Annotated in this window: 20 protein-coding genes; 6 read left to right on the top strand and 14 right to left on the bottom strand. The window is 67.1% G+C overall.

Annotated elements, in window-relative coordinates:
- Positions 1-94: 94 nt before the first annotated feature.
- From KF730_RS12910 to KF730_RS12890, 5 genes are all read right to left on the bottom strand, one after another.
- Complete coding sequence (locus tag KF730_RS12910; protein WP_294097826.1) at positions 95-1402, bottom strand: ammonium transporter; 1308 nt, start codon at positions 1400-1402, stop codon at positions 95-97.
- An 11-nt stretch (positions 1403-1413) separates the two neighbouring features.
- A complete protein-coding gene (locus tag KF730_RS12905) occupies positions 1414-1752 on the bottom strand; it encodes a P-II family nitrogen regulator (protein ID WP_294097824.1) in 339 nt (112 codons plus the stop codon).
- Between the two features lie 163 nt (positions 1753-1915).
- A complete protein-coding gene (locus tag KF730_RS12900; RefSeq protein ID WP_294097822.1) occupies positions 1916-2116 on the bottom strand; it encodes a DUF2007 domain-containing protein in 201 nt (66 codons plus the stop codon).
- Entirely contained in the window at positions 2116-3543 is a 1428-nt protein-coding gene (gene tldD, locus KF730_RS12895) for a metalloprotease TldD (protein WP_294097820.1), read from the bottom strand. Before tldD ends, KF730_RS12900 begins: the two co-directional genes overlap by 1 nt.
- 54 nt (positions 3544-3597) lie before the next feature.
- Entirely contained in the window at positions 3598-3828 is a 231-nt protein-coding gene (locus KF730_RS12890; protein ID WP_294097817.1) for a zinc-finger domain-containing protein, read from the bottom strand.
- 112 nt (positions 3829-3940) lie between these two features.
- On the opposite strand from KF730_RS12890, the gene KF730_RS12885 reads away from it, so the two are divergent.
- Positions 3941-4858: an ABC transporter ATP-binding protein gene (locus tag KF730_RS12885; protein ID WP_294097816.1), complete on the top strand. Its 918-nt coding sequence runs from the start codon at positions 3941-3943 to the stop codon at positions 4856-4858.
- On the opposite strand, the gene KF730_RS12880 is transcribed toward KF730_RS12885, so the two are convergent.
- A complete protein-coding gene (locus tag KF730_RS12880; RefSeq protein WP_294097815.1) occupies positions 4855-5409 on the bottom strand; it encodes a hypothetical protein in 555 nt (184 codons plus the stop codon). The genes KF730_RS12885 and KF730_RS12880 overlap by 4 nt on opposite strands.
- Complete coding sequence (locus KF730_RS12875) at positions 5379-6266, bottom strand: PHB depolymerase family esterase (RefSeq protein ID WP_294097813.1); 888 nt, start codon at positions 6264-6266, stop codon at positions 5379-5381. The genes KF730_RS12880 and KF730_RS12875 overlap by 31 nt, the downstream gene beginning before the upstream one ends.
- Positions 6267-6603: 337 nt before the next feature.
- Here KF730_RS12875 and nadB point away from each other — a divergent pair, with 337 nt between their 5' ends.
- The 4 genes from nadB (at position 6604) to KF730_RS12855 (ending at position 13804) form a co-directional block, all read left to right on the top strand.
- Positions 6604-8181: an L-aspartate oxidase gene (gene nadB, locus KF730_RS12870; RefSeq protein ID WP_294097811.1), complete on the top strand. Its 1578-nt coding sequence runs from the start codon at positions 6604-6606 to the stop codon at positions 8179-8181.
- A 164-nt stretch (positions 8182-8345) separates the two neighbouring features.
- Entirely contained in the window at positions 8346-9461 is a 1116-nt protein-coding gene (locus KF730_RS12865) for a serine hydrolase (protein ID WP_294097810.1), read from the top strand.
- Positions 9462-9512: 51 nt separating this feature from the next.
- Entirely contained in the window at positions 9513-12296 is a 2784-nt protein-coding gene (gene polA, locus KF730_RS12860) for a DNA polymerase I (protein ID WP_294097809.1), read from the top strand.
- Between the two features lie 56 nt (positions 12297-12352).
- A complete protein-coding gene (locus KF730_RS12855) occupies positions 12353-13804 on the top strand; it encodes a lipopolysaccharide biosynthesis protein (protein ID WP_294099871.1) in 1452 nt (483 codons plus the stop codon).
- 313 nt (positions 13805-14117) lie between these two features.
- Here the strand turns inward: KF730_RS12855 and purH are convergent, their stop codons facing one another.
- Genes purH through KF730_RS12835 form a run of 4 tightly spaced genes read right to left on the bottom strand, consistent with a single transcriptional unit; the run spans position 14118 to position 19429 of the window.
- Positions 14118-15689, bottom strand: coding sequence for a bifunctional phosphoribosylaminoimidazolecarboxamide formyltransferase/IMP cyclohydrolase (gene purH / locus KF730_RS12850; protein WP_294097807.1), 1572 nt, complete (start codon positions 15687-15689; stop codon positions 14118-14120).
- A gap of 37 nt (positions 15690-15726) precedes the next feature.
- A complete protein-coding gene (locus tag KF730_RS12845) occupies positions 15727-17460 on the bottom strand; it encodes a heparinase II/III family protein (protein ID WP_294097805.1) in 1734 nt (577 codons plus the stop codon).
- The gene (rpe, locus tag KF730_RS12840; protein ID WP_294097803.1) at positions 17457-18113 is read right to left on the bottom strand and encodes a ribulose-phosphate 3-epimerase; all 657 of its coding nucleotides are present in this window, start codon (positions 18111-18113) and stop codon (positions 17457-17459) included. The genes KF730_RS12845 and rpe overlap by 4 nt, the downstream gene beginning before the upstream one ends.
- Before the next feature lie 35 nt (positions 18114-18148).
- A complete protein-coding gene (locus tag KF730_RS12835; protein ID WP_294097801.1) occupies positions 18149-19429 on the bottom strand; it encodes a transcription antitermination factor NusB in 1281 nt (426 codons plus the stop codon).
- 42 nt (positions 19430-19471) lie between these two features.
- Between KF730_RS12835 and KF730_RS12830 the strand changes: the two genes are divergently transcribed.
- A complete protein-coding gene (locus KF730_RS12830) occupies positions 19472-19624 on the top strand; it encodes a DUF1674 domain-containing protein (protein ID WP_294097799.1) in 153 nt (50 codons plus the stop codon).
- On the opposite strand, the gene KF730_RS12825 is transcribed toward KF730_RS12830, so the two are convergent.
- From KF730_RS12825 to tsaD, 3 genes are read right to left on the bottom strand one after another with little or no spacing between them, the layout of a single operon-like run.
- Positions 19621-20154: a DUF1697 domain-containing protein gene (locus tag KF730_RS12825; RefSeq protein WP_294097797.1), complete on the bottom strand. Its 534-nt coding sequence runs from the start codon at positions 20152-20154 to the stop codon at positions 19621-19623. The two genes, KF730_RS12830 and KF730_RS12825, sit on opposite strands and share 4 nt — an antisense overlap.
- Positions 20151-21125, bottom strand: a complete 975-nt coding sequence (locus KF730_RS12820; protein WP_294097795.1) for an NAD(P)H-dependent glycerol-3-phosphate dehydrogenase — start codon at positions 21123-21125, stop codon at positions 20151-20153. Before KF730_RS12820 ends, KF730_RS12825 begins: the two co-directional genes overlap by 4 nt.
- Entirely contained in the window at positions 21122-22153 is a 1032-nt protein-coding gene (tsaD, locus tag KF730_RS12815; protein ID WP_294097793.1) for a tRNA (adenosine(37)-N6)-threonylcarbamoyltransferase complex transferase subunit TsaD, read from the bottom strand. Before tsaD ends, KF730_RS12820 begins: the two co-directional genes overlap by 4 nt.
- Positions 22154-22231 lie beyond the last annotated feature (78 nt).

Below are 22231 nucleotides of genomic sequence, written 5' to 3'. Positions count from 1 at the left end.
GTGGTTTGAACCACCGGCCAAGTATGTCCGCAGGAGGAACCTGGGTGGGGCCTGCGCACTCGGAGAGGAGTGAATGCGCAGGCCCGAGCTGGAGTTACGGATTGTAGGCGCGCTCGCCATGTTCGCCGAGATCGAGGCCTTCCTGCTCGACTTCGGGGGTCACGCGGCCGCCGGTGAGTGCCTTGGCGACGATGATCGCGATTGCGGTGCCGATGGCGGCCCAGACGATCGTCACGCCGACCGCGGTCGCCTGCGTGATCACCTGCTCGACCATCGGTTTGGAACCGTCGCCGGGCCCGCCGAATTGCGGGTAATAGAGGATGCCGGTGCCGATCGCGCCGATGATGCCGCCAATGCCGTGGATGCCGAACGCATCGAGCGAGTCGTCATAGCCGAGCTTGGGCTTCACCACCGTTACGAAGAAGAAGCAGACGATCGAGGCGACCGCGCCGAGCACGATCGCGCCGAACGGCCCGACATTGCCCGCGGCGGGCGTGACCGCGACCAGCCCGGCGATGATGCCCGAGCAGAAGCCCAGCGCCGAGCCCTTATGGCCCGCGACGCGCTCGGTCAGCATCCAGAACAACGCCGCCGATGCCGTGGCGACGAAGGTGTTGATCATCGCGAGACCCGCCGTGGCGTTGGCGGCCAGCGCCGAACCGGCGTTGAAGCCGAACCAGCCGACCCAGAGCAGGCCGGTGCCGACAAAGGTGAGCGTCAGGCTATGCGGCGCCATGCGCTCGGTGGGATAGCCGACGCGCTTGCCGATCAGGATCGCCGCGACCAGCGCCGAGACGCCGGCATTGATATGCACCACCGTGCCGCCCGCGAAATCGAGCGCGCCGGCCTCGAAGAACCAGCCGCCCGACGCCCAGACCATGTGCGCGACCGGGAAATAGACGATCGTGAGCCAGATCAGCGTGAAGATCATCACCGCCGAGAATTTGATGCGCTCGACGGTACCGCCCAGGACCAGCGCGACCGTGATCGCCGCGAAGGTCATCTGGAAGCTGGCGAAGACATATTCGGGGATGGTGCCGCTCAGCGAATCGGGGGCGATGCCCTTGAGGAACAGCTTGCCGAAGCCCCCGACATAGGCATTGCCGCCGTCGCCAAAGGCCATGGTGTAGCCGTAGATCACCCAGATCAGCATCGCGAAGCATGCCGCCCCGCCGATCTGGGTCATGGTCGAGAGCATGTTCTTGGTGCGGGTGAGGCCGCCATAGAACAGAGCGAGCCCCGGAACGATCATCGCGAGGACCAGGATCGCCGAGGTCATCATCCAGGCGGTGTCCCCCGCGCTGAGCGTGGGCGTCTCCGCCGCGGCGTCCTGTGCCCAGGCGGGCAGCGCCGCGAAAAGACCGAGGCCAGCCAGGCCGGCGAGCTTGAGTGCTTGTTTCATCGATTCCCCCTTCACAGCGCCGTCTCGTCGGTCTCGCCGGTGCGGATGCGCACGGCCTGGCCGACATCGAGGACGAAAATCTTGCCGTCGCCGATCGCGCCGGTGCTGGCCGCGGCCTGGATCGCTTCGACCGCGCGGTCGGCGATCTCCGTCCCGCAGGCGATCTCGATCTTGATCTTGGGCACCATGTTGGTGCTGTATTCCGCACCGCGGTAAATCTCGGTCTGGCCCTTCTGGCGGCCGAATCCCTTGACCTCGGTAACGGTCATGCCCGCGATGCCGACCTGCATCAGCGCTTCGCGGACCTCGTCCAGCTTGAACGGTTTTATGATGGCGATGATGAGCTTCATGTCGCCCCCTCTTGGCGGTTATCCCCGAGAGACAAATGTCCCGAGGCTTCCAAGAGCAAGCACCGTGCCAGCCGCACGAATCGCGCGATTCCACGCGGCTTCGGCGCAATCAAAGTTTAATGCGCGGTAACTTTTTGTGCAGTTGCGAAAGGCTGCTTAAAAATCAGGCAGGTTTGGCGGCGACTTCGCGGGCCGCCGTAAGGTCCTCGTCATCGACCATCACGCGCGCCTGAATGAGGTAGGATCCGTACATCAGGCTGCTGTCGGCATCGAAGATGAACGACATGATGCCGGCATCTTCGAGCCGCGACTGGACGATATAGGCTTCCTGCCGGTCGAAGCGGCCGAGTTCGACGAGCGCCATCAGGCCGCCGTTCCACCGACGGTCAGCCCCTCGACCAGTAGGGTCGGCTGGCCGACGCCGGCAGGTACCGATTGCCCGCCCTTGCCGCACATGCCGATGCCCTCGTCGAGGGCGAAATCGTTGCCGATGCCGCTGACCTTGTGGAGCACATTCGGGCCGTCGCCGATCAGCGTCGCGCCCTTGATCGGTCGGCCGAGCTTGCCGTTCTCGATCCGGTACGCCTCGGTGCAGCTGAACACGAATTTGCCCGAGACGATATCGACCTGCCCACCGCCAAAGCTGCGCGCGTAAATTCCCTTCTTCACCCGGCTCATCAGCTCGGCGGGATCGTCTTGGCCAGCCCGCATGAAGGTGTTGGTCATCCGCGGCATCGGCGCGTGCTGGAAACTCTCGCGCCGGCCATTGCCGGTGGGGGCGACGCCCATCAGCCGGGCGTTGAGACGGTCCTGGATATAGCCTTTGAGGATGCCGTCCTCGATCAGGATCGTCTCCTGTGTCGGCGTGCCTTCGTCGTCGATCGACAGCGAGCCGCGCCGCGCCTCCATCGAACCATCGTCGACGACGGTGACGCCCTTCGCCGCGACGCGCTCGCCGATGCGGCCGGAAAAGGCGCTGGTGCCCTTGCGGTTGAAATCGCCTTCGAGGCCGTGGCCGACCGCTTCGTGAAGCAGCACGCCGGGCCAACCGGGGCCGCACAGCACGGTCATGTCGCCGGCGGGTGCTTCCTCGGCGTCCAGATTCACCAAGGCTTGCGCGAGTGCCTCATCGATCGCGCGGTTCCAGGTGGCGGGCTCGAGCAGCCGGTCATAGAGCGCGCGGCCCCCGGTGCCGAAGGTGCCGGTCTCGCGCTTGCCATTCTGCTCCACCACGATGCTGACGTTGAGGCGGACCAGGGGCCGCACATCGGTGGCGATGAAGCCGTCGGGGCGGACGATCTCGACCACGCTCCACTGGCCGGTGAGGCTGACCGAGACCTGGACGACGCGCGGATCGCGGGCGCGGGCGGCGGCGTCGATCGTCTGGCACAGATTCACCTTGTCGGCGAAGGGGACGAGATCGAGCGGATCCTGATCGGTATAGAGGTGGCGGTTGTTGCCCTGCGGCGGCGCGGCGCGCTCGCCCTTGGCGGGATCGATCAGCGCCATCGTCTCGGCGGCGCGGCGGATCGCGGCCGGCGTGATCTCATTGGCATGGGCGAAGGCGGTGGTCTCGCCCGATACCGCGCGGAGGCCGAACCCCGATTGCGTATCGAAGCTCGCGGTCTTCAGCCGGCCATCGTCGAAGCCGAACGCTTCGGTCTTGCGATATTGCAGATAGAGCTCGCCATCCTCGGCGCGCGACAGTGCATCGGCGGTCAACCGGGTGGCGGTGTCGGGGTCGAAGCTGTCGCGGTAGAGAAATGCACGCGGGTCTGACGGAATACTCATCCCACAGATATAGGGCGATTAGACCGAGGCGCCAGCCGGGAGTCTTGGTTGCGCTTACAGGCTAGAGCCTGACGCGATGTCGGGCAGCTGCGACTGATCGACGCCATCGGCGGGCCCGCCGATCAGCACGAAGCGGCGGTCGCAATAGCCGCAATCGACATAGCCATGCTCGTCGATCTGCAGGAACACGCGCGGATGGCCGAGCGCCGCGGGCACGCCGGGGCCGGAGCCGTCACAGGCGACGCGGGCGGTGCTGGTGCGGATGGTTTCGGGCGGTGCGATCATGGAGAACCGGTTAGCGACTCATTCGCGTCGCTTCAATTCCTTCCCATCGTCATGCTGAAACAAGTTCAGGATGACGGTTGAGGATAATAGGAGATCGGCCTAGTTCCCGGCCATGACCCAGGCCGCGATCGCGATCGACAATCTCTGCAAGACCTACAAGGGCGGCAAGCGCGCGCTCGACGGGGTCAGTTTCGATGTCCCGCGCGGCGAGATCTTCGGGTTGCTCGGGCCCAATGGCGCCGGCAAGTCGACGCTGATCAATATCCTTGCCGGGCTGGTCAACAAGAGCGGCGGCGAGGTTTCGATCTGGGGCTTCGATATCGACCAGCATCCGCGCAATGCCAAGGCATCGATCGGGATCGTCAATCAGGAAATCCTGTTCGATCCGTTCTTCACGCCCAAGGAGACGCTGGAGATCCAGGCGGGGCTTTACGGCGTCCGCAAGGGCGATTTCGATCCGATGGCGCTGCTGCGCGCGGTGCATCTGGAGGACAAGGCCGATGCCTATTCGCGGACGCTGTCCGGCGGCATGAAGCGGCGGCTGATGGTCGCCAAGGCGATGGTCCATTCGCCGCCGGTGCTGGTCCTCGACGAGCCGACCGCGGGCGTCGATGTCGAGCTTCGCCAGCAGCTCTGGGCCTATGTCCGCGAATTGAACCAGCGCGGCGTGACGGTGGTGCTGACCACGCATTATCTGGAGGAAGCCGAGCAGCTCTGCGACAGGATCGCGATCATCAACCACGGCAAGTTGATCGCCAATAAGCCGACGCGCGAGCTGGTGGGGATGGCGCAGGAGAAGGTGGTCGAGGTCACCGTCGACCGCGACCTGACTACGACGCCCGAGAATCGCTGCTTCCAGAAGATCGAACTGAAGGGCGAGCGGACGCTGGTGATCACCTATCGCAAGGATCAGGCGAATGCCGGCGAAGTGCTCGGCGCGGTGCAAGCGGCGGGTCTGGGGATCGTCGATGTCTCGACCCGCGAGGCCGATCTGGAGGACGTGTTCCTCAATCTGACGCGCGCGGCCTAGTCCTCGCGATGGACGAGCGTGCCGGTGTGGATGTGGCTCACTTCTAGCGCATCGACATGATAGGTGGCGATGATCCAGTCGGCGGGTGGATCTACAAAGGCCAGCCAGTTGCTCTTGGCGTTCTCGAACAGAGTATCGAGATGGCGGACCAGTACCGGCCAGCGCAATGACAGCACCAGCTCCTCGCGACGCAGCACGACGGTGATCCGGTCGTCCCCGCCGAAGCGCTCGCGTAGATAATCGAGGATCATGGCGTCACGCGCCGCCGAATCGGCCGGGAGATCGGCGCGGCTTATTTCCTGGAAGGGATAGCGATCAGGATAGCACGCCCAATGGTTGAGGGCGCCCCGCAGTTCGCGAAAGCCGTAGCTGTCATAGTCGTCGCCGGCATCCTCCAGCGCCTTCAGGATCGGCACCATCGCGACATATTCGGCGCGGTGCTTGATCCAATCCTGCCGCGCGGCCTCGGCGAGGATCGCCTCGCGCCGCGCGTAGAGCGCCTGCCGCCTGGCTTCGTCCATCAGCGGCGATGCCGCGCGAAGAAGGCCCACATCGCATCATTGTCGGCAAGCCAGACATGTTTGCCGCCGCGCTCGATACGGCCGATCACCTCGGCGCCGCCCCGGCAATCGCTGTAGCGGACCTCGTAAAGCGTGCCGCTCAGATCGCGCGTCGCCGGGCCGCTACGGCAGCCGTTGAGATCGGCCCAGCGCGCCTGGGCCATGTGCATCGTATATTGCCAATAGCCGGTGCCGCCGCCCTGGATCGGATTGGTGGTGTCGGTATCGCCGGCAAAGGCGAGGATCGGCATCGGCGCGGCGGGTTCGCAGGTGGTGGGGTCGGGGACGCGCGGATTGCCGGCCAGTGGATTGCCCGCACGCAGGCCGACGACCGGGGCGATCGCCGCGAAGCGCCGCGCGGCGACGCAGCCCAGCCATGACGTCATCCGCCCGCCGCCGGAAATGCCGGTGGCATAGACGCGTGCGGGATCGACGCAGTGCTGCGCCTTCAGCCAGTCGCTCGCCGCCGCGACGAAGGCGACGTCGTTGGCATCGTCGGGGCCGGGCACCTTGCCGGTGATCGTCGGCACGCCGGGAATATTCCAGACGAACCCCTTGTCGACCGGGATGCCGCCATCGGGCGCGGCGACGACGAAGCCATATTTGTCGGCGGTCTCGGCGAGCTTCGAGCCCTTGAGCACCTGTTCGCCGCTGCCGCCGCTGCCGTGGAACAGCCAGACCAGAGGCGCGGGGCCGTAGCGGCCCTTGGGGAAATGGACCAGCATCGCGCGGCCGGTGGTGCCGATCTCGATCCGCTGCGTGGCGCCGGGAGTGCGGAAGAGGCAGTCCTGGGCCTGGGCGGCGGGCGCGAGGAGGATCAGGGCGGCAAGGGCGAGCAGGAAACGCATGGGCCAGAACCTATGGCCGCGCGGCGAGCCTGTACAGCGGGTGCCTCGCGCCTCCAGGGTCCGTGCTCGATACCGGCAATGGTTGTGACGGAGCGCATTTTGGCGTTGGGCAAGAAATGAGGAGGGAGCGAGGTTGCGCCCTCGTGACCGACGAATGCCGCAGCCCGGCGCCAAAAGGCGCCCGCCCCTGCGGGGTCGCCTTGTGAAGCCCGATGGACCTGCGTTGGATCGCTTGCACGGGCCACCAGCCCGCGCTGCGCAATCCGCCTTGCCATCAGACTTCACAAGGCGATCACGACCGTTGCCGGTATCGAGCACGGACCCTAAGGCTATAGGGATGCACGAGAGCGACATCCTGATCATCGGTTCGGGCGCGGCGGGGCTGACCGCGGCGCTCAACCTGGCCGAGCGCTTCAAGGTGACGGTGCTTGCCAAGGGCGCGCTCAACGAAGGGGCGACGGCCTGGGCGCAGGGCGGCATCGCGGCGGTGCTCGAGCCCGGCGACACGTTCGAGAGCCATATCGAGGACACGATGATCGCCGGGGCGGGCCTCAACGACCGCGACACCGTCGAGTTCGTCGTCGAGAACGCGCCAGCGGCGATCGAGCGGCTCGAGAAGCTCGGCGTGCCGTTCAACCATGAGCGTGACGCGCTGCATCTGACCCGCGAGGGCGGGCACAGCCACCGCCGCATCGTCCATGTCAACGACGCGACCGGATGGGCGGTGCAGGAGGCCCTGCTCAACGCCGCGCGCGCGCATCCCAACATCACCCTGGTGCCGGACATGGTGGTGGTCGATCTCGCCACCAGCCGCCACGAGACCCGCTATTCGGGGGCGGGCAATGTCTGGGGCGTCTATGCCTTCAACCGCGCCAGCAACGCGGTGGAGCTGTTCACGGCGCGGGCGACGATCCTCGCCACCGGCGGGGCGGGGCGGACCTATCTGTTCTCGACCGCGCCGCGCGGCGCGACCGGCGACGGCATCGCCATGGCGTGGCGCGCGGGGTGCCGGATCTCGAATATGGAATTCATGCAGTTCCACCCGACCTGCCTCTACAATCTCGAGGTCAAGAACTTCCTGATCACCGAAGCGGTGCGCGGCGAGGGCGGGCAGCTGAAGATACCGGGTACCGGCCATCGCTTCATGCCCGATTTCGACCCGCGCGCCGAGCTGGCGCCGCGCGACGTGGTGGCGCGGGCAATCGACCATGAGATCAAGCGGCTCGGCCTCGACTATGTCCATCTCGACATCAGCCATCAGCCGCCCGAATTCGTCCGCGAGCATTTCCCGAACATCTACGAAAAGCTGATCGGGCTCGGCATCGACATGACCAGGCAACCGATCCCGGTGGTGCCGGCCCAGCATTACACCTGTGGCGGGGTGGTGATCGACCGCGCCGGGCGGACCGACCTGCCACATCTCTACGCCGCCGGCGAAGTCAGCCAGTCGGGACTGCACGGCGCCAATCGCCTGGCGAGCAACTCATTGCTCGAATGCTTCGTGTTCGGCGAGGCGGCGGCGGCCGACATCACCGCCAATTGGGGCGACCTCGCCCCGCCACCGGCGATCCGGCCATGGGATGAGAGCCGGGTGACGCATTCCGACGAGGAAGTCGTCATCAAGCAGAACTGGACCGAGATCCGCCGCTTCATGTGGAATTATGTCGGCATCGTCCGCTCGACCAAGCGGCTCGAGCGCGCGGCGCATCGCATCCAGATGCTGCGCGAGGAAGTGAACGACTATTACGGCCATTTCCGCGTTACGCCCGACCTGATCGAGCTGCGCAACCTGCTGGAATCGGCCGACCTGATCGTCCGCTCGGCGCTCCACCGCAAGGAAAGCCGCGGGCTGCATTACACGATCGATTATCCCGAGACGCTGCCGGATGCGATCGATACGGTGCTGGTGCCATGAGACCGACGGGTTTGCTCACGCGTTGGGCGTCGATGATGCCCGGCATTTCCTTCGCGTTCACGGTTCGCCGCTATGACGGAGTGATTCGTCGCATCAACACGAGCAGACTCTTTCGCATGGAACGCTTCCGCCGCATGTTCGCAGACGGGCAAGGGGTTGTAACATTGCGGGAATCTTTCGCGTTCTCGAATCTTCAGCGTGCATTGACCGTCACGGGGCTCGGCCCCGCGATGCTGATGGGTTGCGCCGTGCACGAGAATGCGCAGCTCGCCGCCTATCTGCCGGCGCCCAGCTACAAGGTTTCGCTGCCGATCCCCGAAGCGCTCAAGGCGATCTTCCAGTCGACCGCGCCGGCGCCCCAGGAGCTGGTCTCCTCGCTCAACGCGCTGGTCGGTAATTTCGGCGGCGTCGCCGGGGTCTCGGTCGCCAGCGTCGATCAGGGCTGGCTGATCTCGTCGAACGGCGAACGCAAGATGCCGCAGCAGAGCGTCAGCAAGCTGTGGGTGACGATGACCGTGCTCGATCAGATCGATCAGGGCAAATTGTCGCTCGATACGCCGCTGAGCTTCACCACCGACGATTTCACCGTCTTCCACCAGCCGATCGCGGCGCTGGTCAAGCCGGGCCAGCCATACAACACCAATGTCGGCGAGGTCATTCGCCGCGCGATGCAGATGAGCGACAATACCTGCAACGACAAGCTGCTCCGCCTCGTCGGTGGTCCCGACGCGGTGCGCGACTTCATCGCCCGGCGCAGCCTCGGGCCGATTCGCTTCGGCCCCGGCGAGAAATTACTCCAGGCGGGCACCGCCGGTCTCGAATGGCGCGACGAATATTCGCGCGGCAACGCCTTTGCCCTCGCTCGTTCACGGCTGGCGCCGACGGTGCGCCTGGCGGCGTTCGACGCCTATGTCGCCGATCCGCCCGACGGCGCCGCGCCGCTGGCCATCGCCGGTGCGCTGGCGCGTCTCAAGCGCGGCGAATTGCTGTCGCCAACCTCGACCGCGTGGCTGCTGGCGACAATGGAGGCGGCGAGGACCGGGCGCGCCCGCGTCCATGCCGCGGTGCCGCCGGGCTGGACCTATGGCCACAAGACCGGAACCGGCCAGGATCTCGGCGGGCGCACCGCCGGGTTCAACGATGTCGGCATCCTCACCGCGCCCGATGGCCGCGGCTATGCGGTGGCGGTGATGATCGGCGACACCAATCGCCCGGTCCGCGAACGGCAATTGCTGATGCAGCAGGTCGCCGCCGCGATCGTCGCCTATCACGGGCGCTAGGCCGCCGCGCGGACTTGGGCTTGCGCACATGCGCTGCTAAGCCCTCAAGCAATGCCACACCTCTATCTCGTCGACGGCTCGGGCTACATCTTCCGCGCCTATCACCAGCTCCCGCCGCTGACGAACCGCCACGGCGTGCCCGCAGGCGCAGTCTATGGCTATACGGCGATGCTGTGGAAGCTCGCCGACGCGCTCGACAAGGCCGAGGGACCGACGCATCTCGCGGTGGTGCTCGACAGGGGATCGCACACCTTCCGCAACGATCTATACGACAAATACAAGGCGCAGCGGCCACCCCCGCCCGAAGACCTGATCCCGCAATTCCCGCTGATCCGCGAGGCGACGCGCGCCTTCTCGCTGCCGTGCATCGAGGAGGAGGGGTATGAGGCCGACGACATCATCGCCACCTATACCTGCCGCGCGGTCGAGGCCGGATGGGACGTTACCATCGTCAGCTCGGACAAGGATCTGGCGCAGCTGATCCAGCCCGGTGTCGACATGCTCGACACGATGAAGAACGAGCGGCGCGGGCCCGAATATGTCGAGGCCAAGTTCGGGGTGCGTCCCGAGCAACTAGGCGACGTGCTGGCGCTGATGGGCGACACCGTCGACAATGTTCCCGGCGTGCCCGGCATCGGCCCCAAGACCGCCGCCAAGCTGATCGGCGAGTTCGGCACACTTGAAAAGGTGCTCGACGAAGCGCCGAACATGAAGCCGAGCAAGATGCGCGACAATCTGATCGAGCACAGGGAGATGGCGCTGCTGTCGCGCAAGCTTGTCGCGCTGCATTGCGACACCGCCGTGCCGATGACGCTCGACGAATTGAAGCTCGACGGCATTCCGCCCGAGCCGCTGCGCAACTTCCTCGAGGATCAGGGCTTCAAGACGCTGCTGTCGCGCATGGCCGCGCACGCGCCGGGCCGCGACACCGCCGATCCGGTCGCCGCCGCGGTGGCTTTGGCCGCCAGCGACACTCCCGATTTCGTCGACCTGCCGCCGATCGACTGCAACGCCTATGAGACGGTGACGACGACCGAGCGGCTGGAGGCGTGGATCGCCGCCAGTTACGCCAGCGGCACCATCGCCATCGATACCGAGACCGATTCGCTCGACAGCATGGCCGCCAACCTGGTCGGCATCTGTCTCGCCACCGCGCCGGGCAAGGCATGCTATATTCCGATCGGCCACAAGAGCGGCGACGACATGTTCGCCGAGGCGCCGCCCCAGCTGTCGCTGAACGAGGTGGTGCGGCTGATGCGGCCGCTGCTGATCGATCCGAGCGTGCTCAAGATCGGGCACAACATCAAATACGACATCAATGTGCTGATCCGCCACGGGCTGGCGGTGTCACCGATCGACGACACGATGGTGATGAGCTTCAACCTCGACGCCGGCCAGTCGCTCGCCGGGCATGGCATGGACGAAGTCGCCCACGCGGTGCTCGAACATAGCTGCATCGCCTTCAAGGACGTGACCGGCACCGGCAAGAAGGCGATCAGCTTCGCGCAGGTGCCGCTCGATCAGGCCACCCAATATGGCGGCGAGGATGCCGACGTGACCTGGCGGCTGTGGACGCGGTTCAAGCCGCGGCTGGCCTATGAGGGCGCGACGCGGATCTATGAGATGGTCGACCGGCCGCTGATCCCGGTGGTCGCCGGCATGGAGCGCGCGGGCATCAAGGTCGATCGGGATCAGTTGTCGCAGCTCTCCAGCCGCTTCGCTCAGGAAATGGCGCGGCTGGAGGAGGCGATCCAGACCGAGGCGGGGCAGCCCTTCCAGATCGGATCGACCCAGCAATTGGGCGCGATCCTGTTCGACAAGATGGGGCTGAAGGGCGGCAAGAAGGGCAAGTCCGGCGCCTATTCGACCGATGTGACCGTGCTGGAGAGGATGAAAGCCGAGGGCGTGGCGATCGCCGGCCTGGTGCTCGAATGGCGCCAGCTCTCCAAGCTCAAATCGACCTATACCGATGCGCTGCAACAGCAGATCGACCGCGATACCGGGCGCGTCCATACCAGCTACAGCCTGACCGGCGCGCAGACCGGGCGGCTGAGTTCGACCGATCCCAATCTCCAGAATATCCCAATCCGCACCGAGATCGGCCGCCAGATCCGCGACGCGTTCGTGGCGGAACCGGGCAACGTCATCCTTGCCGCCGATTACAGCCAGATCGAGCTACGGCTGGCAGCGCACATGGCCGATGTCCCACAACTGCGCGACGCCTTCCTGCGCGGCGAGGACATTCACGCCGCCACCGCCAAGGAGCTGTTCGGCGAGATCAACCGCGATACCCGCGGGCGAGCCAAGACGATCAACTTCGCGATCCTTTACGGCATCTCGCGCTGGGGCCTCGCCACAAGGCTGGAGATCGACGCCGACGAGGCGCAGGCGATGATCTCGCGCTATTTCGAGCGCTTCCCCGGCATCTCGGCCTATATCAACGAGACGTTGGAAGGCGTGCGCCAGCGCGGCTATACCGAGACCTTGTTCGGCCGAAAAACCTGGTTCCCGCAGATCAAGGCGCCGATCCAGCATGTCCGCCAGGGCGCGGAGCGCGCCGCGATCAACGCCCCGATCCAGGGCACCAGCGCCGACATCATCAAGCGGGCGATGGTCCGCATGGGCCCGGCGCTGGCCGAGGCCGGGCTGCCCAACGTCAAGATGCTGCTCCAGGTCCATGACGAGCTGGTATTCGAACTGCCACAAGGCGATGTCGAAGCAGCCAAGCCGGTGATCGAACGGGTGATGGCCAATGCCGCCGAGCCGGCGATCACGCTCAACGTTCCGCTCGGCGTGGAGATCGGCGTCGGCGCGAGCTGGGGTGCCGCGCATTGAGCGAGGCCGCCGCCGACCAGAATATCAATGCCCTCGCCAAGGGCGGGCGGACCAACATGCTCGGCTTCCTGATGCGGCTGGCCGCGCGGCTGCCGTTCCTGTTCATCGCCGGGCGCGCCTATGGTCCCGATATCGTCGGACGCTATGCGATCGCGGTGCTGGTGATCGAGTTCGCGGCTTTGGTCGCGACCCTCGGCCTCAAGCGCGGGCTGGCGCAGGCGCTGGCGACGACCGAGCGGCCGCACAGCCATGTCGTGTTCGACGCGCTGGTGGTGGCGATGATCGCCTCCGCGGTGGCGGCGGCGGCACTGATCGCGTTTCCGCAGGCGATGTTTCCCAACAGCGCGATGGCCGGAGCGGAACGCTTCGTCGCGCTGGCGGTGTTCGCCACCGCCGCGTCCGATGTGGTGCTGGCCGCGCTTGCCTATCGCCACAACGTCAAGGCGTCGGTGACCGCGCGCGCGGTGATCGAGCCGTGGACGATCAGCATCGCCGCGTTCGTCTTCTCCTATATCTCGAAGGACGGTCTGCTGTTCGCCTATCTGCTGGCGATGCTCGCGGCTTTGGTCGCATCGCTGGTGCCGTTCATCAAGGAATACGGCCTGCCGCACGGCTGGCATCCGCGCCCCGCCAAGATCTGGCAGCTCGCCCGGCGCAACGCGCCGCTGGCGGGCGCCGACACGATCGAATGGACGACGCGCAACGTCGATCGCTTCATCCTCGGGCTGATGTTCACGCCGGGCGTGGTCGGCATCTATTACATGGCGCAGCAGGTCGCGTCGGTGCCGCAGAAACTGAAGACCAGCTTCGATCCGATCCTCGGACCGGTGATCACCCAGAGCCTCGCGGCGGGCGACATGGCGGCGATCGCCAAGCAGGTGCGTCAGGTCGGCTTCTGGATCATCGGCGCGCAGGCGGCGCTGGCAGTGATGTTCTCGATCCCCGCGAGCGGCGTGATGGGGCTGATCGGGCCGCAATTCCCGGTCGGCGCCGGCGCGCTCTGCATCCTGCTCGTCGCCGAGGTGCTGGCCTCGACCGGCGCGGTCTGCGAAACCGCTTTGGTCTATATCGCCCGGATGCGGAATCTGGCGGTATCGGTGGCGGTGCTGGCACTGCAGATCGCGCTCAGCTTCGCCTTCATCCAGATCGCCAAGGCCGAAGGGCTGCATATCGGCTATCAGGCCGCGGCGCCGGCGCTGGCGCTGGCGATCTCGCTGACGATCGGTTCGGCGGTGAAGGCGGTGATGCTCTACCGGCTAACCGGCGCGCCGGTGATCAGCGTCCGCCCGAGCTTCATCGCCGCCATCGCCATCGCCAGCCTCGTCGGATCGGCGTTCATGTCGCTGCCGCACCAATATGAATGGGCCGAGCTGAGCATCGGCATGCCGGCGATCCTGATCACCTACCTCTATGTGATCATCAAGTTCGGCTTCAACGACGAGGATCGCGCGCTGTTTCGCAAGATGCCGTCGGCCGGCGCGGCGCTGCCGGTGGACGAGAAAATCTAGCGAATGGTCCCAATGGTCGCACTGCCCATGGGGGTTTCGCAGGCGTAGAATCCGGGCTGCGATAACGACGACCAGGATGGGAAAGAGCCGCGAGGACTCTTCCAGACCAAATCCTACATTGGAAGAGAAAGGTGCGCATCCCTATGCGCCAAGTATCCACTGTTCCCCTGCGAAAGCAGGGGGCCAGAGATACAGGCGATGCCGCTCGGGGCTCCTGGGCTCCTGCTTTCGCAGGAGAACGCGTTCACGCGCACGCCCTCCTTGTCCGAGGGGGATAGGCCCCGAAGAGAAACCGGGCTAGCCCCGCCGCCGCTCAGTGGCGGAAGTGGCGCATGCCGGTGAAGATCATCGCCAGCCCCGCTTCGTCGGCGGCGGCGATGACTTCCTCGTCGCGGATCGATCCGCCGGGCTGGATCACCGCGGTGGCGCCGGCCTCGACCGCCGCCAATAGCCCGTCGGCAAAGGGGAAGAAGGCGTCCGAGGCGACCGCGCTACCGATCGTGCGCGGTTCGCTCCAGCCGGCCTTCTCGGCGGCATCCCTGGCTTTCCACGCGGCGATCCGCGCCGATTCGAGACGGTTCATCTGGCCGGCGCCGACGCCAGCGGTCGCGCCACCCTTGGCATAGACGATCGCGTTCGACTTGACGTGCTTGGCCACCGTCCAGGCGAAGCGGCAATCCACCAGCTCCTGTTCGGTCGGCTGGCGCCTGGTGACGACCTTGAGATCGCTGTCCGCGAGCATCCCATTGTCGCGGCTCTGGACCAGCCAGCCGCCGGTGATCGACTTGGCCGTCATCCCCGGCCGGGCCGGATCGGGCAGTTCGCCGGTCAGCAGCAAACGCAGATTCTTCTTGGCCGCGAACACAGCGACCGCATCGTCGTCGGCACCGGGAGCGATCACGACTTCGGTGAAGATCTGGGTGATCGCCTCTGCGGTGGCGCGGTCGAGCGGGCGGTTGACGGCGATGATCCCGCCGAACGCCGAGACGCTGTCGCAGGCAAAGGCGGCGGCATAGGCCTCGGCCAGGGTCGCGCCGCTGGCGACGCCGCAGGGATTGGCGTGCTTGACGATCACCACCGTCGGCGGGCCGTCGCGGAATTCGCTGATCAGCTCGAGCGCGGCATCGGCGTCGTTGTAATTATTGTAGCTAAGCGCCTTGCCCTGGATCTGCCGCGCGTTGCCGATGCCGGCCGAGACCGGGCCGCCATGCGAATAGAATGCCGCCTGCTGGTGCGGATTCTCGCCATAACGAAGCGCCTCGCCGCGCCTGAGCGCGAGATGGAGCATATCGGGAAAGGCTTCGCCCTGATCGGCCATGGCGAACCAGCTGGCGATCATCGCGTCATAGGCGGCGGTCGCCGAATAGGCCTTGGCGGCGAACTTGCGGCGCTGCGCCAGCGTCGTGCTGCCGCCGGCGACGAGCGCATAATCGGCAGGATCGGTGAGGATCGCGACGCTCTCGTGATTCTTGGCCGCCGAGCGGACCATCGAAGGGCCGCCGATATCGATATTCTCGATGATCGTGTCGCGGCTGGCGCCGCGCGCGACGGTCTCGGCAAACGGATAGAGATTGACGACGACGAGATCGATCGGCGCGATCTGATGATCCGCCATCGAGGCTTCATGGTCTTCATTGCCGCGGATCGCCAGCAGGCCGCCATGAACCTTGGGGTGAAGCGTCTTGACCCGGCCGTCCATCATTTCGGGGAAGCCGGTCAGATCGGAAATGTCGCGAACGGCGAGTCCTGCCTCGCGCAGCGCGCTGGCGGTGCCGCCGGTGGAAATCAGCTCGACGCCATTGGCGGCCAGAGATTGTCCCAGCTCGACGATGCCGGTCTTGTCCGAGACCGAGAGGAGCGCGCGGCGAATGGTGACCTTATCCATGGGCCCATCTACGGATGCCGCGCCGCAGCGCAACCCGTCATTTCGCGCGGTGGAACAACCAGCTCACATTCGCGCCGCCGGGCGGCGATTCGGCGGTGATAACGAGCTGCTGGCTGCCGAGCGGCTTGCCGGCGCCGTCGATCCACAGCGAATCCTCGACCGCCAGCGCGCCGCCCTTGGCGCGGAACTGCCAGAGATGCCCGTCCGGCGTGCGCAGAATCGCGGCCAGCCCATCGGCGGTGGGCGAGATCTCGATCGCCGGATGCAAGTGGAAGCGCACCGCGAACGGCGTCATCCCCTTCTTGCGGCGCTTGTCGGCGGGGATCAGCATGTCCTCGCCGCGAATGTCGCGTCCGTCCCCCGCCAGCGCGACCAGGCGGCGGTGGAGGAAGCCGAAGCGGCGGGCATAGCCGTCATGGCTGGCCTCGACGCGGCTGCCATTCTCGCTCTCGTGGCGCGCCAGCTCGACCTCGACCACGCCGCGGCCGAGCGTCCCGTCCGAATGGATCGCGGTCGAATTGCTGTCGGCCAGCACCAAAGTCGAATGCGCGGCGGTGGTGCGCAGCCCCTCGGTGAGCGCGCCCGGCACGCCGGCATCGGTCATCGCCGATCCGCCGCAATTGACGACGATGCGGTGCTTGCCGTCGGACATCTCGAACGCCAGCGTCGAGGCGCAGCCGCCTTCGACCAGCCGCGACAAGGGCGGCGGCGCGGCGTCCATGATCAGCACGGTGCCGCCGTGCGACAGCCGCTGATAGCCCCATTCGCGCGCCTGCTTGAGCGGCCGGGTGCGCACGCCGGTGGCTTCGACATATTGGGCGATGATCTCGCCCGACAGCGGCCCCGAACCCTGCCAGCTCGCCAGCCCCTTGTCGCCGTGGCAGACTCCGAGCAGCGCGGTGACCATCTTGGCGAGCGACGCCTGGACGAAGGCCGGCGGCTCGAGCCGGCGAGCCTGATAGGATTCGCACAGCATCGTCAGCAGCTGGATCGCGTCGAGCTGGCCGGCGGGCGAACGCCCCACCGTGCCGCCATCGTCGAACACCGAACCGTCGAGCGCACGCTTCAATCCGGTCTCACCGAACGAACGGCGCGGATCGCCGCCAGGAATCATCAGCCCCGCCGCCAGCACCCCGCACCACGCGGCGATGCGCGGCACACCCAAAGGCACGCGGTCCGCCGCGCGATCAAGGTGTCGCGCGCCGCGCGCCAGCGCGTGGAGCACCGAGGAACGATAGACCAGATCGTTGGCCGACAGGATCAGCGGCGCGTGCGCGGTCCAGAACAGGATGCGGCGGCCCCACAGATCGGCGCGCCAGGCCGGCTCGGAGACCTTGTCGGCATGCGCCGCCAGCCAGCGCGCCATGATCGCCTCGGCGATCGGCGCGGCGGTGACGCGGACGGTGACGCTGGACAGGTCGCGCAGCCAGGCGAAGCTCTGGAGATACTCGGCGAAAGGCTTCGACCAATCGGCACGGACGAAGTCGAGCCCGGCGATCGAGCGCTCCTCGCCGCGGAACATCACCATGCCGTCGAGCAGGGCATTGCCGCGCTCGGGATCGCCGAAGAACGGATCCTCGGAGACGGCGATCAGCTTGAGGGGGTGACGGCCCTTCAGGCGCATATTGTGCAGGGGGGTGCGCCAGGCGAGGCGCTGGAGCCGCTCGGCGATGCGATCGGCGAGGCTGAGGCCGCCACTACCGCCGGTCCGGACCAGCCGCTTGCCCGGCGCGACCCCGTCGGCTCCGGAGTCGGCGGCATCGTCGCTCATCCGCCTCGGAGCGCCGCGATATTGGCGGCGTAGTGGCTGGGACCACCGGTGAAGGTGGCGGTGCCGGCAACCAGCGCGTCGGCGCCGGCGGCGATGGCGCGGGGGGCGGTATCGCGGTCGATGCCGCCATCGACTTCGAGATCGATGGCACGGCCCGACGCGTCGATGCGCTTGCGGAGCTCGGCGATCTTGGCGAGCTGCGACTCGATGAATTTCTGGCCGCCGAAGCCGGGATTGACGCTCATCACCAGGATCAGATCGACCAGGTCGATGACGTTGTCGATCGCATCGATCGGCGTGGCGGGATTGAGGACGACACCCGCGCGCTTGCCGAGCCCCTTGATCGTCTGGAGCGTGCGGTGGAGATGCGGGCCGGCCTCGGGATGGACCGAGATGCAATCGGCACCGGCGTCCGCAAAGGCTGCAAGCATCGGATCGACCGGCGCGATCATCAGATGGACGTCGAAGGGCTTGGCGGTGTGCGGGCGCAGCGCCTTGATGACGGCTGGACCGATGGTGATGTTGGGCACGAAATGGCCGTCCATGACATCGACATGGATCCAGTCCGCTCCTGCCGCATCGATCGCGCGCACTTCCTCGCCCAATTTCGCGAAATCGGCGGAGAGGATCGAAGGGGCGATGCGGACGGCCATATGCGAATCCTTAGCAGCCCCCGAGTCGCGCGCAACTAGGGGTTGCGGCGGAGACGGGCGATAAAGAAGCCGTCGAGCCGGCCCTGCTCGGCAAGCATGCCGGGATGGAGGCGCAGCGTGCCGTTTTCGAGCGGGCCAACACCCTCGGGCAGTTCGTCGGCACGAACCGGATCGATCGCATAGTCGTTGTGATGCGTCAGGAAGCGTTCGAGCTGCTGCTCGCCTTCCTGCGGCTCGAGCGAGCAGGTCGCGTAGACGAGCGTGCCGCCGGGCTTCACCCATTGCGAGGCGCGGTGGAGAAGCTTGCCCTGCAGTTCGGCCATCTCGGCGATCAGCGACGGGCGGACACGATGGAGCACATCGGGATGCCGCCGGAAAATGCCGGTGGCGCTGCACGGCGCGTCGAGCAGGACGGCGTCGGCCGGTTCCTCCGGCTTCCACAGCAGCAGATCGGCGGTGACGATTTTCGCGTCCAAGCCGGTGCGGTCGAGATTGTCGCGAAGTCGCGCGAGACGACTTTCCGAGACATCGACGGCGGTGACATCCCAGCCCGCCGCCGCGAGCTGGAGCGTCTTGCCGCCGGGCGCCGCGCAGAGATCGAGCGCAGTGCCCTGGCCTTTGCCGATCAACCGCGCGGGGAGCGAGGCGGCAAGATCCTGAACCCAGAAGCCGCCCTCCTCGAACCCGGGCAATTCCATCACCGAAGTACCGGCGGGCAAGCGGGCATGGCCGGGGAGCAGGCCGATCGCCTCTTCCAGCTCCACGGGCAAGCGCAGCGTCAGGTCTAGCGGCGGCGGCGCGGCGATGGCGAGCTCGGCATCCTCGATCATCTGATCACCCCAGGCGGCGTGCCAGCGCAGCGCCACCGCATCGGGCAAGGTCGGCGGCTCCGGCAGCAGCGCGCCGGAACGCGTCACCGTGCCGAACACCCCATGGACCAGCTTGCGCGGCCCGCCATCGACCAAAGGCAGCACCGTCGCGATCGCGGCATGGCCTGGGGTGCCGAGGCACAATGCCTGGACGAGCGCTATGCGCAGCGCGAACCGCGCCTTGGCGTCATCGGGCAGAGGGCGCTGGGTGGCGCCATCGATCAGCGCATCGAGATCGGGGAGGCGGCGCAGCGTCTCGGCGGCGATGGCATGGGCAAGGCCGCGGTCGCTGGGCGGCAGGCCGGACGCGGCCTTGTCGAGCGCGGCTTCGAGGGCGAGGCCACGGCGGAGCACCGCATCGAGGAGTTGCAGCGCGGCGCGGCGCGCAGGGACGCCGGGGGCATCCGGTTCCGGGCCACGCCGGATCCTGGCTTGATTTCGCTTCATTGCGCGCCGATTTGGGCGTCAACGCTGCGAGAGGCAATGCAAATGGGCGAGCGCCCCGAAAATGGCCGGCCGCCGGCCTATCTGACGCCGAGCCCGCCGGTGCCCGAACCCGAGCCGGCACAGGCGCCTGACGACCCGCTTGACCCGACCCGCTACGGCGATTGGGAGCGCAAGGGCGTGGCGGTCGATTTCTAGCCGAGCGCGTCCAGCAGCTTCATCACCGTGTTCCAGTTACGGCCGGTATTGCCTTGCGACAATTTGGCCTTCTGCATCGCCGGGATCAGCTGCGAGCGGCCTTGGCCGTCGGGGAAGTCGGTGAACAGTTCGCGGCCGACCACCTTCATTCGCTCGGGACCCTCATAGCTGTCCAGCAGCTTGTCGATCGCCGCCTGATCGGGCGCGGCGCGGTGGAAGCTGACGACGAGGAAGCTCGGCCGCGCCCTGGCTTCGTCGGGGAAGGGATTGGCCTTCACCACTTTTTCCAGCTCGGCATGGTTGCGGACGAACACTTCGGACTTGAGCCCGGTCGCCTTTTCGAGCGCGGCATGAAGATCGCGCTCCAGCGCCTCGGACCTGGCATCCCCGGCTTCGAACACGACATTGCCCGAGGCGAGGATGGTCTTGACCTCGGTGAAGCCCATCCCCTCGACCACGGCCTTGAGCTCCACCGATTTGAGCTGGCGCTTGCCGAGATTGATCCCGCGCAACATCGCCGCCCACTTCACCGCACTTCCTCGCGCAACGGCCGGCTGAGCAATGCCTCGATCACCGCCGCGACCGGCTTGCCCGACAGCAGCGCGCAGACCGCTTCGCAGACCGGCATGTCGACGCCGGCCGACGCCGCCGCTTCCCGCAGCACCGGCGCCGTGAACGCGCCCTCGGCGACGGTCTTGCGATCGGCCATCAGCTCGGCGGCGCTACGGCCCTGGCCAAGCCCGACGCCCAGCGAGAAATTGCGCGAGGCGGTCGACGAGCAGGTGAGGACGAGATCGCCCAGCCCCGAAAGCCCGGTCAGCGTCTCGGCCTGCGCGCCGCGGGCCAAGCCGAAGCGCGTCATCTCGGCGAAGCCGCGCGCGATCGTCGCGGCACGGGCGTTTTGCCCCAGCCCGGCGCCCTCGACCACGCCGCAGGCGATGGCGAGGACGTTCTTGACCGCCCCGCCGATCTCGGCGCCGATCACATCGCGGCTGGCATAGGTGCGGAATGCCGGGCCAGCGAGGCGCTCGGCCAATCTGGTGCCCAGCGCTTCGTCTTCGCAGGCGAGCGTAACCGCGGTCGGCAGCCCCTTGGCGACTTCATGCGCGAAGGTCGGCCCGGAAAGAACGGCGATCGGCGCGCCGGGCGCGACCTGATGCGCGACTTCACCGACCAGCAGCCGCGTGCCCGCTTCGATGCCCTTGGCGCAGAGGACCAAGGGGGTGCCGCCGATATCCATCCCGGAAAGGACCGCGCGGACATGCTGGGCAGGCGATACCACCAGCAAGGCATCGACCCCGGCGAGGTCGGCGGGATCGGCGGTCGCGCGAATATCGGGCGACAGCGGCACGCCGGCGAGGAAGCTGGCATTTTCGTGATCGCGATTGATGCTCTCGACGACCTCGGCTTCGCGCGCCCACAGCGTCACCGCCCCGCCCCGCGCCGCAACCTGCGCCAATGCGGTGCCCCATGCGCCGCCGCCGATAACTCCGATCTTCATGCCTTCACTCCTGCGCCGCGCACCTTTTCGGCACCGGGGTCGAGCGGCCAGCGCGGGCGGGCCGGGAAATCGAGCGGGTCGGTGAGGCTCGCGGCGAAGCGCTCGGCACCGGCCCAGGCGATCATCGCGGCGTTATCGGTGCACAGCCACGAGGGCGGCGCGACGAAGCGCATACCGTGTTCGGCGGCCAGCGCCTCCAGCGCGCCGCGCACCGCCTTGTTCGCCGCCACCCCCCCGGCGACGACCAGCGCCGTCGCATCGACCTTGCCGATCGCGATGCGGGTGCGGTCAATCAGGCAATCGACCACCGCCTGCTGGAAGCTTGCCGCCATATCCTCGACCGCGAACAACCCGGCCTTGCGGGCGACATCGCTCTTGAGGCCGGCGAAGGAGAAATGCGGCTCGGCGCTGCCGACCAGCGGGCGCGGCAGCGGCACGGCCCGGGGGTTGCCGTTCATTGCGGCCCGCTCGACGGCGGGTCCGCCGGGAAAGCCCAGGCCGAGCAGTTTGGCGGTCTTGTCGAACGCCTCGCCGGCGGCATCGTCGATGGTGGTGGCGAGGCGGCTATATTTGCCGGCGCCCTCGACCAGCAGCAGCTGGCAATGCCCGCCCGAGACCAGCAGCAACAGGTACGGAAACGCCAGATCGGGATCGGTGAGACGCGGCGACAGCGCATGGCCTTCGAGATGGTTGACCGCGACCAGCGGCTTGCTCGCCGCCAGCGACAGCGCCTTGCCGGTGACAAGGCCGACCATCACCCCGCCGATCAGCCCTGGCCCGGCAGTCGCGGCGATCGCATCGACTTCGCCCAGCCTGACGCCCGCCTCGGCCAGCGCCTGCTCGACCAGCGGCCCGATGATCTCGACATGCGCGCGCGCGGCGATCTCGGGGACGACGCCGCCATAGGGCCGGTGCGCCTCCTCCTGCCGCGCCAGCTTGTGGGCGAGGATCCGCCGGTCGCTCGTCACCAGCGCCGCCGCCGTCTCGTCACAGCTCGATTCAAGGCCGAGGATCAGCATAGCATCCATCTAGGACGTAGGGTGTGTCCCCGCTACCCATAACGGCCGTGATCGCCCTGAGACGGGCGCTGACGCAGTCCGGCGTTC

The organism is Sphingomonas sp. (assembly GCF_019635515.1).
Classification (GTDB): domain Bacteria; phylum Pseudomonadota; class Alphaproteobacteria; order Sphingomonadales; family Sphingomonadaceae; genus Sphingomonas.
This window is presented reverse-complemented; position numbering and strand designations above follow the sequence as displayed.